At 46.4% G+C, this 13,922-nt stretch carries 7 protein-coding genes; 4 read left to right on the forward strand and 3 right to left on the reverse strand.

Annotated elements, in window-relative coordinates:
- The first annotated feature begins 204 nt into the window (after positions 1-204).
- Together DBK98_RS03525 and DBK98_RS03530 are read left to right on the forward strand one after the other, a co-directional pair.
- On the forward strand, positions 205-1,812 hold the full coding sequence (locus DBK98_RS03525) for an FISUMP domain-containing protein (RefSeq protein ID WP_032536694.1): 1,608 nt from the start codon (positions 205-207) through the stop codon (positions 1,810-1,812).
- Positions 1,813-1,837: 25 nt separating this feature from the next.
- Entirely contained in the window at positions 1,838-2,602 is a 765-nt protein-coding gene (locus DBK98_RS03530; RefSeq protein WP_032536693.1) for a DNA-binding domain-containing protein, read from the forward strand.
- Positions 2,603-2,771: 169 nt separating this feature from the next.
- Here DBK98_RS03530 and DBK98_RS03535 read toward each other — a convergent pair whose 3' ends face one another.
- On the reverse strand, positions 2,772-5,528 hold the full coding sequence (locus tag DBK98_RS03535; protein ID WP_005812551.1) for a substrate-binding domain-containing protein: 2,757 nt from the start codon (positions 5,526-5,528) through the stop codon (positions 2,772-2,774).
- A gap of 79 nt (positions 5,529-5,607) precedes the next feature.
- A complete protein-coding gene (locus DBK98_RS03540) occupies positions 5,608-7,254 on the reverse strand; it encodes a glycoside hydrolase family 32 protein (protein WP_005782940.1) in 1,647 nt (548 codons plus the stop codon).
- A 227-nt stretch (positions 7,255-7,481) separates the two neighbouring features.
- Between DBK98_RS03540 and DBK98_RS03545 the strand changes: the two genes are divergently transcribed.
- Positions 7,482-10,244, forward strand: a complete 2,763-nt coding sequence (locus DBK98_RS03545) for a TonB-dependent receptor (protein WP_005812549.1) — start codon at positions 7,482-7,484, stop codon at positions 10,242-10,244.
- A gap of 188 nt (positions 10,245-10,432) precedes the next feature.
- On the forward strand, positions 10,433-11,365 hold the full coding sequence (locus DBK98_RS03550) for a metallophosphoesterase (protein ID WP_032531519.1): 933 nt from the start codon (positions 10,433-10,435) through the stop codon (positions 11,363-11,365).
- Positions 11,366-12,104: 739 nt separating this feature from the next.
- On the opposite strand, the gene DBK98_RS03555 is transcribed toward DBK98_RS03550, so the two are convergent.
- Positions 12,105-13,916 carry a mechanosensitive ion channel family protein gene (locus DBK98_RS03555; protein ID WP_032536692.1) on the reverse strand — a complete coding sequence of 604 codons (1,812 nt, stop codon included), beginning with the start codon at positions 13,914-13,916 and terminating at the stop codon, positions 12,105-12,107.
- Positions 13,917-13,922 lie beyond the last annotated feature (6 nt).

Genomic DNA, 13,922 nt, shown 5'->3' on the forward strand with positions numbered 1-13,922 from the left:
TTGTATTCAGCGCACAGAGCAAAGACCGTGTTTCAAAAAACGAACGTCTTTTGAAACACAAGAGCCGTTCTATCTATCTAACTTACACAAACTTACCGCAAAATAAAAGCTGTATTCACAGCCTGCTATAGCCGGCCTGTCCATTCTTAATGGGAAGGCCATGCTGAGCATGATCTATTTTATTCACTTTTAAACATTTGAATTATGAATACAAAGGCAAAACTTCTGTATGTAGGCTTTCGTGCGTTAAGCACATGCTGTGTGTGCGCGGCTTTTTTAATGATAACATCGTGTGGAGACAATGTTGTAAACCCTGACAGCCCCGAACCGGACGGAGGGGATGTGATCCCTATTACGGTCAGCCGGGTTGAGGATGGCAGCTATATGGAAAGTCATGTTGATACTCCCGCCACAACCGGGGGAAGAACTCTTGTAGACGAATGGGTACCGGTTAAGGAATCACCCGCCAGCAGGGCCATACCCGCTGCCGTACCTTACGAGGGTCCTTCAGCGGTCCGGATGACACTCCGCGAAGAGCCGCAAGTCACTACCCGTGCCGCTACATTGGGTAATGGCATTTATTTCCGGTTGATCGCTTTCCGTAAGGTGGGCAGCAATTACGTGTTCCAGTCGACAGCGGATTTTACGACGAACGGGGCTTCCGCTCCCACACTCAGGCAAGGAAAGTTACTCACCAGAACGGGAACTGTCCGTGTGATCGGATACTCGTTCAATAGTACGACAGCGATGGGAACAATCCCTTCATCCTATGCTTATAACGGTACTTCCGTCACTATCCCGAATATGAGTAATGACTTTATGGTTTATGACTCGGGGGACATAGCGAATGTGAGTACAATCAACCACAACCTGTCGGTTAGTTTCACGCAAAAACTCTGCAAGCTGACGGTTAAGCTCTCCTTGTCACAGTTTGGAAGCAACACGTTTACCAACTGTACGGGCGTATATGTTTCTCAGGGCGGTAATGCGTCCGCCTGGACGATAGGTCCCTCTACAAATAATGTAAGTGCCAATACCGGAAATACACCTACATTCAATATTGGCAATAATTCTACTGCCACTGTACGGTTAGTTCCTTTTTCGGGTTCACGGGCAATCACGGTACATATCGGTACGTTGAAACTTAGTAATTACTTCAATGCGAATAATCGGAATATCACCTCGAGCCAGAATGTACAGTTGCTACCAGGACGGAGTTATGCCATTACACTGAAGTTTGAATTGGGGATACAATTGGCGGCAAGTGACATTAACCTGACACAAAACGGATGTACCACAAATGATAAGAATGATTTGGCGAAGCTGAGATGGGCCACAGGAAATTTAAAAAGTACCGGAAGTACGAATTATGTATGGGCACCTTCGCAGACAGAAACCGGATATTATTACACATGGTATAGTACTTACACCGGAAACACAAGTACCAATAACACAGATCCATGTTCAAGATTAAATACTGCATATTATGGAACGGGATGGCGTACACCTAGCAATAATGAGTTCATCAAATTGATTCGATGCACAAACAAAACAATAACTAATGGCGGCGTGTGGTTTATGAACAATACTAAAGGTCTCTTTCTGAAATGCGGAGGTGGCCGCTACAATAATTTAGGTAGTGGCATGACATCTAACGATGGTGTAAATACAGCTGCTCGTTATTGGACTAGTGATGCCAGCAATAATACTTCTGCGCACAGTATACTTATTTACCAAACTACTATAAGTACTACACCAAGAGTAAAAACAGATGGATACTCTGTCCGTTGCGTAAAAGGCACCAAACAATAATATTCACTTTTAAACTTAACAAATCATGAAAACCGAACTCAAAGGCTGGCTTGCGGACAATACCGTGACCACCGACAACAAAGAAGACAAAATCCTGGTATTGGAAAGCGCCGGAAACCTGACGCTATCCGATGTACTGGGTGAAATGAAGAAAGAAGATACCGGTTTGCGGGCAGAGACTTTAAAGCATGCCGTCGATCTTTTCCAGCGCACAGTATCGGAATTGGTACTGAACGGATACTCTGTCAATACGGGGCTTTTTCGTGCCGTACCACAGTTTAGCGGGGTAATAGACGGTGGAGTATGGAATCCCGAGAAAAATTCTATCTATGTTTCCTTCAATCAGGATAAGGATTTACGTGAAGCTATCGCACGGACCGGCGTGAAAATTCTGGGAGCCAAAGGTGACTCGGCCTACTTCATCGGCGGTGAAGACGCCGCCACCCGTGCTACGGACGGTAGTGCAACTGCCGGACGTAACTATCGCCTGCAAGGAAAGAATATTAAAGTAACAGGCACAGACTCTGCCGTAGGTATCGTATTGATTGACGAAAAAGGCACAGAAACGAAGTTACCGATGGATATGATTGCCATAAACAACCCCTCGGAAGTATTGGTGCTACTTCCTGCCGACTTGAAAGACGGAACCTATGAGCTGCGACTGACCACACAATACTGCCACAGTTCGCAGACAATGCTAAAAACGCCGAGAACTGTCAGTCGATTTATCAATTTCGGCGCATCTCAAGGAGATGGCGATGGTGATATTGTAGATGATCCAACGGCCTAACAGTAAACATACCGGCACATTTCATATCGTCCCGCATTGAGAAAACTCAATGCGGGACAATTTTGTATAATGCGTATACAGCATTATCTACGGCTCGTATACTACTCTATATACGTACTGTATACAGAGTTGCATACGGTGCGTAGACAGAACGATCTGTTTCCCATATTCAGTTAGCCACCATTGCCTCTGTCGGAGTGACCCCATAAAGTGTACGGAAACATTTAGTGAAATAGGCGGGCGAAGTAAAACCGGTCATATAAGCTATCTCACTGATATTATACTGCCGGGCTTTAAGCAAAAGCATTGCTTTATTGAGCCGGTAATTCCTCAGGTAATCAGTGGGTGAAACCCCGAACAGAGTTTTCATCTTCCGGTAAAGGTGCACCCTCGACAATCCCAGATGTTCACTCAGGTCTTCGATGCTGAAATCGGAGTTTTCATATTGCGTGTCGACAATGCTCAGCAGCTTGTCCCTGAACAACTCGTCTACCTTCATCAGTTTGCATACCTCCACATTGTCCATCGTACCGGCCCGGAGATTCTTCATATAGGCTTCCTTCATCTTTTGCCGTTCCGAAATCATGTTGATGATACGTATTTTCAGGAAGTCGATATTGAAAGGTTTGGGAATATACTCGTCCGCCCCTTCGGCAATGCCGTAAATGCGCTGGCTGTCTTCGGACAAAGCAGTCAGAAGTATGATAGGGATATGGCTGAAAGCAAGATCGTTCTTCACCCGGTTAACCAACTGGAAACCATTCATACCGGGCATCAGCACGTCACTCAGAATCAGGTGGAAAGCGACATCCTTCCCCAACTGGTCCAACGCTTCATTGCCATTACCCGCCACTTCGACTCGGAAATTGTCGGACAGCTCCTTCCGCAGGCTGTATCGCACATCGGGGTCGTCTTCCACCACCAGAATATGATAATCGTAGGTCGTGGACAGCATTTCATTCACTATCGTCGTATCCACTTCCATGTCATGATAACTCAGATTGAAACGGTCGGTCTCTTCCAATATATATTCGTGGGTATAGTGAGCCATGTCTTTGTAAAGCCGGACGCTGAACAAGGTATATTCTCCGGGCTGGCTCTCTACACGAATTTCACCGTCATGCAAATCGACGTATTCTTTCGAAAGATTAAGTCCGATGCCGAAACCTGCCGTACCGAATGTTTTATTACCGGTATAAAACCGCTCGAAGAGATGCTCCATGCTCTCTTTTGAAATCCCCCGCCCGTGGTCCTCCACTTCCACCAGAACAGTTTCTGCCTCACCGATAACCCTGACGGAAATATCCCCGCCGCCATCCGAATATTTAAAAGCATTCGAAATGATATTCACCAATACCTGCTCTATCTTATTGACATCGATATGGATATTCAGCTCGTCGATGTTGGTGCGGAACTGATAATGAATCTGCTTCTCCTGAGCAATACCGGTAAAGTAGTCGAAGACTTCTCTGACCATTCCTATCAGATCTACCTGACGCAGAATCAGTTTCATCTTGTCGTTGTCAATCCTGCGAAAATCGAGTATCTGGTTGACAATCCGGTAGAGCCGGTCTACGTTCCGCTTCATCAAAGCCACATCTTCCTGAATAGAAGGATCGAGCCTGGAGTTTTTAATCAGTTTGTTTACCGGCCCCAGTATTAACGTAAGGGGAGTACGGATTTCGTGGGAGATATTGGTAAAGAACTGCAATTTCTGGTTCGAGATGTTTTCTATCTGGTTATTCTTGACCGCCAGTTCCTCCTTCTGCGCCTCTACAAGCTGGTTTTTATCATACAGTTCTTTGTTTTTGTTCTTGATACGGAGATTCATGTACATGACATATCCCAACAAAGGGATAATGAGTAACATCAACGCCAGGATCAGTATGGTGGAGTTGCGCAGGAACTTGAAACGAGACAGCAGATTGTCTTCTTCCTGCTTCTGGCGGTTGATCCGCTTCTGGTAATGATTCAGTTGTTCGGACTGTGCCAGAATGGTTTTTGCGTTTCCCCGGTTAATGATAGCGGTATTCAATACGTAGTTTTTCTTCACCTTCTCGCCATTAATAATGGCCATAGCCACCTGAATGGAGATAGCTCCTCCGGTAGGATACTGAAAAGAGGCTTCCAATTTCTCGTCGGCTACAGCCTGCAATCCGGCTCCATCACCATATACTCCGTCGATACCTATAAACCGGATACGTCTGCCGGACACGGAGTCACGCTTCATAATGACATCACGTGCAGCAAGAGCCATCACATCATTATGGGCATACACCAAGTCGATATCTGTAAAAGCAGGCAGCTTGCTGACAGCATCGTAAGCACTGTTATAGTGCCACTTACCAAAAACCTGGGTCACCCGGAAGTTTTTGTCGCTGCGGAGATGGTCAATAAACCCGTCATGGCGTTCCATGGCGGGCGAAGAACCTTCCAGTCCCCATATTTCAAGTATTTGGGAATTGGGAGAAAGTTGTCCGTTGATATATTCGCCGATGGCAGAACCGATGTTGTAATTATTGGCGCCGATAGAAACCGTATATTCATCCGACTGTATCTTACGGTCGTGGATAATGGTAGGAATGCCTTTCCGGTAGGCTTCCACTGCCACGTCGGTAATGGGAACAGCTTCGTTGGGTGAAATGATAAGTACATCCACATTCTGCGAAATCAGTTTACGGATCTGGGCTACCTGCCGACTGCTGTTATCCATTGCATTATATACTACCAACTCCACGTTGCGGTAATTGGAGGCTTCAATCTGCATTTCGAGCAATACGGCTTCGCGCCAGGAATCGGAAGTGCACTGAGAAAAACCGATAACATATTTTCTGTCCGCCTCTTCCTTCCGTTGGCAAGAAGACAGGAATACGAACAGGCCTGCAAAAAGCAAAATGCCGAACCGAAATAGATTTGTGTTTTTCATGCTGTGTTCTCCTTAGTAATACGTATATAAGACGTCCTGAAGCAAAGAAACAGGACGCCTTATCAAAAGAAAATGTTCGTTACCAGATGGATTTTACCGAGAACACTTCCAAGTTCTTGACTTCTATGTTGTTGCCCCAGAAGTGAAGTCCTTCGCGATTTCCTTCACGCGGGCTCCGTTTCATCGAATACGAATAAGCTCCTCCGTCGATGAAGACTTCGATAGAGGTACGGTCGATGTATATGTCGGCTGTCAGTTCCATACTGGTGCGGTCGTCGGGTGAATAGAACACACCGTTTATCAGATTGGAGTTCATGTCATAATCCACCAGAGGCTGTCCGTAAAGATTCAGTCCGGCACTGGTTGCATGTGATAACTTGATGGTAGTCCGTATCCGCAAACAGTCCTTATCGGAAAATGATTGTAACCGCCCGTTGGCTGCATCAGAAGTAAGTGATGTCCAGTTTCCTACCGGCCGGAACAGTTGCTCTGCCTCCCTGACAGGAACACTAAACAAACGGACTCCCTTTGAAGTAGTACGAAGGGTCAGTTCATTGGGCAGCAGCATCATTCCGTTGAACGGCATGCCATCGTGTGAAATTCGTCCCCAGCCTATCTGGATGCGACGTCCGTCACTGGCAGGCAGGTTGCTATAGGTTTGGGCAGCATACATACTTCCTGTATAATAGTAGTACTTACCCGCCTCCGGAGTAAATGTCTGGCCATCAAACGATCCCAGCATATAAGTACCCGAGGCTCCGTACATCACCCATTTCGTGTGATTCTTATCTCCGTCAACCGGCAGCTCAAACAGTTCGGGACATTCCCAGAAACCGGTAACATGGCTCTTGTACTCCCAGTTCTTCAGGTCGGAAGAGTTGTAGATGGAATGTCCGTCCCGCTCGTTGAGCACCATCACCCAATGTTTGCCGGGTGCGTACCAGAAAACTTTCGGATCACGTGTGTCTTTACTATTCCATTTTGCCTTTGAGTCTATCACCGGATTGCCTTCGTATTTGGTAAACGTACGTCCCCGGTCGAGACTGTAGGCAATGCACTGTCGCTGTTTCTCCGGATTATCCACTGTATAGGCGGCTACCAGTGCCGGCTCTCCTTTTTTATTAAATCCGGCGGTATTATCATAATCGATCACGGCCGAACCGGAGAAGATGGTTCCCAGTTCATCGGGGTGCAAAGCATCCGGCAGTTCCTCCCAATGTACCAGGTCACGGCTCACGGCATGTCCCCAGGTCATGTTCTCCCATTCCCGTTCGTAAGGATTATGCTGATAGAAAAGATGGTATTCACCTTCATAGTAAACCAATCCGTTAGGATCGTTAATCCATCCGCGACGGGTAGTGAAGTGAAATTGCGGACGGTTCTTCTCTTTATACAGGCTGTCTTGCCCCGCAATCACATCGTCCTGATAGATCTTCTCCAATCCGGCAGACTCTCCTTCATAGCTGATTCGGAGTGTCTTGCCTTTCCAGGAAGAAACATCGCAAAATACCCAATAATCGGGTTTCCCGTCGGCCAGGCGAATCACGAAATTACGTTCCGGAGCCCCTTTCACCTCGAATGTCATTTTCTTCCGGTCCATTTGGTGGGACACGGGCAGGTTGATATACTTCTTCGTAATCTTCAGCGTAACATCGCCGGCAAATGAAGCAAACAGGTTACCGGCAAGCAGCGTTGCGGCAAGAAATAATTTTGTAGTCAAATGCATAGTTTTATTTTGTTAGTTAATAATGGAAAACCTGAGTGCAATTTTACGCATTTTTTCAGGGATAAGCTATCACTCAGCGTACAAAACGTATCACTCAAGTTACCCGAAAGAAGCTTTACGGTCATACAGATGTAACATCTTTGTCACCCAGCGTTCAAACAACTGTAAAAGTGACGAAACTTCCTCCCTCTACTTTTGCAACAAATTATTAACGCATACTAACAAATATGAAACGAATTCTGAAACTGGTATCATTCGTTCTTTTATTATCGAACATGGGCGGTCATCTCTACGCCGATGAAAAAGCAAACGTAGTAAAACAAGGTACGATCCGGGGACGTATCATCGACACATCCAAACAGACATTACCGGGGGCATCGATCTACATCGAGAACCTGAAAACAGGAGTAACGAGCGACGTAAACGGTTTTTATACCTTCGCCAATCTCAATCCGGGAACTTACACCGTAAAAGTAAGCTATGTGGGATATGCTCCCGTAGAAATGAAAATAACGATTCCCGAAGGCAAGACGCTCGAAAGAGATGTCATACTGAATGAAGGGGTCGAATTGCAGGAAATTGTAATAGGCGGTGCTTTTCAAGGCCAGCGCCGCGCCATCAACTCACAAAAGAACAGTCTGGGCATCAAGAATGTGGTTTCTGCCGATCAGGTAGGTAAGTTTCCGGACTCAAACATCGGAGATGCGCTGAAGCGCATCTCGGGTATCAACGTTCAATATGACCAGGGTGAAGCCCGTTTCGGACAGGTGCGCGGTACATCGGCAGACCTCAGTTCTGTCACGATCAACGGTAACCGCATCCCATCGGCAGAAGGTGATACACGTAACGTGCAGCTTGACCTGATTCCGGCGGATATGATTCAGACCATCGAAGTGAGCAAAGTGGTAACCTCGGACATGGACGGCGACGCCATCGGAGGATCAATCAATCTGGTCACCAAGAACTCTCCTTATAAACGTACGCTGACAGCCACAGCCGGTTCCGGCTACAACTGGATCAGCGAAAAGGCACAGCTGAACCTGGGATTGACTTATGGCGACCGCTTCTTTAATGATAAACTGGGGGTCATGCTATCGGCTTCGTATCAAAATGCCCCTTCGGGTTCGTACGATACGGAATTCCTCTGGAAGAAAGACGATAAAGGCAATGTATACATCAATGACTATCAGATACGCCAGTATTATGTGACCCGCGAACGCCAGAGCTATTCGGCAGCCCTGGATTGGGACATCAACGAAAACCATAAACTGATGTTCAAAGGTATTTTCAATAACCGGAACGACTGGGAAAACCGGTACCGCACTACTCTTAAAGATCTGGACGAAGAAGGCAAAGCAACCGTACGCGTACAGACTAAAGCCGGCACACCCGACAATCGGAATGCCCGTCTGGAACGCCAGCGCACAATGGACTTCACATTGGGCGGGGAGCATCTGTTCGGACCGCTATCTATGGACTGGAACGCCAGTTATGCCCAAGCAACCGAGGAGCGTCCAAACGAGCGTTACATCGACTTTCAGCTCAAAAAGCAGCAATTCGATATGGATCTGAGTAACGAACGCGAACCATTGGCTACTCCGAAGCCCGGCTCTACGATGACGCTGAACAAGGATTTCGGCCTGAAAGAACTTACCGAACAACAACAAGACATCAAAGAAGAAGATCTGAAATTCTCTATGAACTTCAAGCTTCCGTTCCAAAACGGAAACAAACTGAAGTTTGGAGCCAAAGTAGTGCGCAAAACCAAAGACAAGGAGGTGGATTTCTATGAATATACCCCGAAAGATGAAGATGCATTTATGACCCACAGCCTGCAAAATACGGTAGATCAGACTAACAAAAACTTCATGCCGAGTAACAAATACAAGGCAGGTGTTTATGCCAGCAAAGAATATGCAGGCTCACTGGATCTGAACAATCCTTCCTTATTTGACAAAGAACAGGTACAGGAAGAACTGGCGGGCAACTTCGAAGCACGCGAGACTGTAAGCTCGGGATACATCCGCTTCGACCAGAAACTCACCGACAACGTGGAGCTGATGACAGGACTACGCATTGAGAATACCAGCCTCAGCTATACCGGACGGACGTATGACGACGAAACAGACCAAACCTCAAAGACTGCCCGAGAAACAAACAGCTACATCAACTTCCTTCCGTCACTCCTTATGAAGTGGAGCATAAATGAAGAATTCAAGGTACGCGGTTCGTTTACCCAGACGCTGTCGCGCCCGAAGTATTCCGCCCTGGTGCCCAGCGTCAACATTAAACGTTCGGATAACGAAGTGACAGTGGGTAATCCCGGCCTGAAACCGACTCTTTCTTATAACTTCGACCTGAGCGCGGATTATTACTTCAAGAGTATCGGGCTGGTCAGCGCAGGAGTATTCTACAAGAAGATAGACGACTTCATTGTCAACCAGGTGGCTACGAACTACGAATACAACGGCAACCTATACAACCGCTTTATCCAACCCAAGAATGCAGGCAATGCCAATCTGATAGGTATGGAACTCTCTTACCAGCGTGATTTCGGATTTATCGCTCCTGCCCTGAAATGTGTCGGCTTCTATGGCACGTATACTTTCACCCACTCCCGTGTAGAAGACTTCAACTTCGAAGGACGCGAGAACGAAAAGGACCTGAGCCTGCCGGGCTCTCCGAAGCATACCGCCAACGCATCACTTTATTTTGAGAAAAGCGGGCTGAATCTCCGCCTGAGTTATAACTTTGCCTCCGCCTTTATTGACGAGATGGGTGAAGACGCCTTTCACGACCGCTATTATGACCGTGTGAGCTATCTGGACGTAAACGCCAGTTACACTTTTGCAAAACACTACACCCTCTATGCCGAAGCAAACAACCTGCTGAATCAGCCGCTCCGCTATTATCAGGGGACAAAAGACCGTACGATGCAGGCGGAATATTATGGCGTAAAGATTAATGCCGGGTTTAAGATCAACTTCTAACCGGCTATCAGAGGAGGTTGAATCAACGGTGCACCGGCTATTGAAAAACGGTGCACCGCTGATTAGGAAACGGTGCATCGCTCCTTTAGAAACGGTGCACCGTAGGTCTGAGATTAAAACCGTCTTCTCGCATCACTGATGAAAAAACGTATTCAATTCATCAATAATCAATATAAAAAACCATATTTATGAAATTAAAGAACTTACTGACACTTCTATTTATCTTCATCGGGGCGATAGCCTCAGCCCAGATCAGGGACTACTCTATATTCGACAAGAAGTTTAACTTCTATATTGCCAACGATCTGGGACGTAACGGCTACTACGACCAGAAACCAATCGCCGAATTAATGGGAACTATGGGCGAGGAAATAGGCCCTGAATTTGTACTGGCTCCCGGAGACGTCCATCACTTCGAAGGAGTACGCAGCGTGGACGACCCGCTTTGGATGACCAACTTTGAGCTGATCTACAGTCATCCGGAGCTGATGATCGACTGGTATCCCGTGTTGGGAAACCACGAATACCGGGGTAATACACAGGCTGTACTGGACTACAGCCGGGTGAGCCGCCGCTGGACCATGCCTGCACGTTATTACACCAAAACGTTTGAAGAAAAAGGTGCCACCATCCGCATTGTCTGGATAGATACCGCTCCCCTGATCGACAAATACCGCAACGAAACCGAAACTTATCCCGATGCCTGCCGGCAGGATATGAACGGACAACTGGCTTGGCTGGATTCTGTGCTGACTGCTGCCAAAGAGGACTGGGTAATCGTTGCCGGCCATCATCCTATCTATGCCGAAACACCGAAAGACCAGAGTGAACGCGGTGATTTGCAAAAACGGCTCGACCCTATCCTGAGGAAGCATAAGGTAGATATGTACATCTGCGGACACATTCACAACTTCCAGCATATCCGTGTACCGGGCAGTGATACCGACTATATCGTAAACTCTGCCGGATCGCTGGCGCGTAAGGTGAAACCGGTTGAAGGTACTCAATTCTGTAGTCCCGAACCGGGATTTTCTGTATGTTCTGCCGATAAAAAGGAATTGAACTTACGTATGATCGATAAAAAAGGGAATATACTCTATACAGTGACCCGAAAGAAATAAATCACTCTCTCTTGAAAAATACACAACTTTCAAAGAGCCGGCTTCTTCGCGACGAAAGAGCCGGCTCTGTTTTATGGGACACAGGAGCCAATTACGCAAACTGACACTGAGTTTTAATCTTTAGGAATATATAAGATAGAATCAGTCTCTATATCCTCTATAGTAAATCAGAACCTGAAAGCTCTGTGGTACTCCTGCTTCTTCACTCTGCAATGAATCGGAGAACCGACTCTCTGAGAGGCTCTACTTGTTAATATTCAAAAACAAATCAACAACCGATAAAATGTATTCTATAATTACCAAAATCGATTTAAGGGCGTTTACCCTCCGAAAAATTGAGATCACGACGACGATTTTTTGTCATCGAGACGATGTTTTGTTGAGATCGTGACGACGCTATATCGCCCTCTGGACGACGATTTTCAATTTTCCTGATTTTGTATAAAAAGAAAACCGCTACTGATAGCGGTTTCTAATGGTATTATGTCTTGATTTTTACTTATCTTGATTTCTGCTTTTTTTTAGAGGATCTATCCAGATACTGACCAAGCAGGCGGGATTCTTCTTTTTAATCTCCGTAAAGATAGGAACAATCGTTTGAGAAAGCAAAAAAACAGGGCGAAAACTTATTTCTTACGATAAAAGACATAGAGTGTGCCATAAAGTATTTATTCTTAATTAACCGGAAACTTAACCGTTTAAGATCCTCCGTGGTGTGAGTTTTTGACTCATCCGCTTACTACTGTTTATCGGTTTTAGGTCTCAGATCATCTTTCGGAATGGTAGACTCGTTGCCGTCACGCATAGCCATATAGTGAGGTGACATGATTTCGACGCTCGCTTCATTAAAACGATCCTGAATGTTCTGATGCAGATCCGAATAAATTTGCGCCAACTTATCCGCCTCGCGAATATAAGCATTGATCTGATAAACCGGGTACCAGTCGCTTAATGACGTTTCAAGTACAAACGGACGAGGATCATCAATCACTCCGGGAGTATTCAAGGCGGCTTCTATCAGCAACTGGTGCACCTGACGCCAGGGAGCATCGTAACCGATGGTCACCTCTGAGTGAATAATCAATCCGTATTCGCGCGCCGAAGAGCTATAGTTCACCGTATGGGACGACATGATAAACGAGTTGGGGATTGTCACCACTTCATTCTTCGGTGTCCTGATCCTGGTCACCAAAGGTGTTTTCTCTATCACGTTCCCGGTAGTATCATTCAGCTGGATGCGGTCCCCTAACTTGAAAGGACGCATATAGGTAATGACGAGTCCCGCAATGATATTACCGATCACCGTACTGGACCCCAACGAAACGATCAATCCAACGAAGACCGATATTCCCTGAAACACCCCGCTTCTGGATCCCGGCAAATAAGGATAGATCATCGCAATCATAAATGCATAAAGCAAAAAGCGGATAATATGGAAAGTAGGCATTGCCCAGTCGGGATAAAAACCGCCGAACTTAAGCCGCCCGGCTTCAATCTCACGGGACAGATAGTGGACAAAACGCACCAGATATTTAATAGCATACCAGATAATAAAGATGGTGAACAGATTGGGAATATAATCGACGATGCCTACCAAAATATCCTTCACCGGATTCCAGATATACGAAAAGATCGTGTCGGCCAACCCCTTGGTCTGCGGAAAAATAACAAATAGAAGCGGAACAGTAATCAACAACTGGAGAAACACCAGCACGTAACGCAACAGGTTGGAAAGGAAGATCAGCAAATTAACCTGCCGTTGTGTGTCCAGCAGTTCATAGTCCTGAATGGAAATGGGTTTCAACTTTGTGTCCTTCAGCTTCTGGATACGTACTTTCAGCTTACGGAAAAGCCAGGTAGTAAGCCGGAACAAGAGATATTGCCCCACCAATACTAAAACGAAATAGAGAATCCGTTTACCCAATTGCCAGAAGCTGTGTTCCTCTTTCAGTTCCTTCAGCTTCTTCACTACCACGATACGCTTATCTGCCGCCAGTTGCTCACGGGAACGTCCTTCCCACAACCCGTCCTGGTCGGTAAACGAAGCAATGACCTTATTGCCATACATCAAATCGGACACTATATCACTGCTCTCTATATATACCGAATCGGGATGCAGCGTAAACCGTTTACCCAATTGGGTAATGGCCGCGTCAATCATTTCAGCCCTCTGCAACGGAGTGTATCCTCCACGCTTGGTGTAGAGATAAAACAACGTATCACCCTCAACCACCACCGGTACGCCCGGAGTGAACTGACGGAGCGAGTCGATGCGTGCTTTCTGCTGTGCCAGCTTCACAGAATCGGCAGCAAAGGCCTTCAACCTCAACTGCTCCATTTCCATACGCATATTGGCTTCATTCAGACGTGCCTCTTCCAACTCCCTTTTCATATTTGCCATCCGTATGGAATCCGAATCATTCCGGACCGTGGTATGGGTAACGGTACTGTCGCCGGTCAGTATCTCCCGGACCGCTTTCCCTAACTGGGCAAACATACTGTTGGCCACTAACAGAAACAACAAAAGGCTGAATAATCTGTTCTTCTTCATATCAAA

Source organism: Bacteroides sp. PHL 2737, assembly GCF_004115325.2.
In the GTDB taxonomy this organism is placed as follows: domain Bacteria; phylum Bacteroidota; class Bacteroidia; order Bacteroidales; family Bacteroidaceae; genus Bacteroides; species Bacteroides hominis.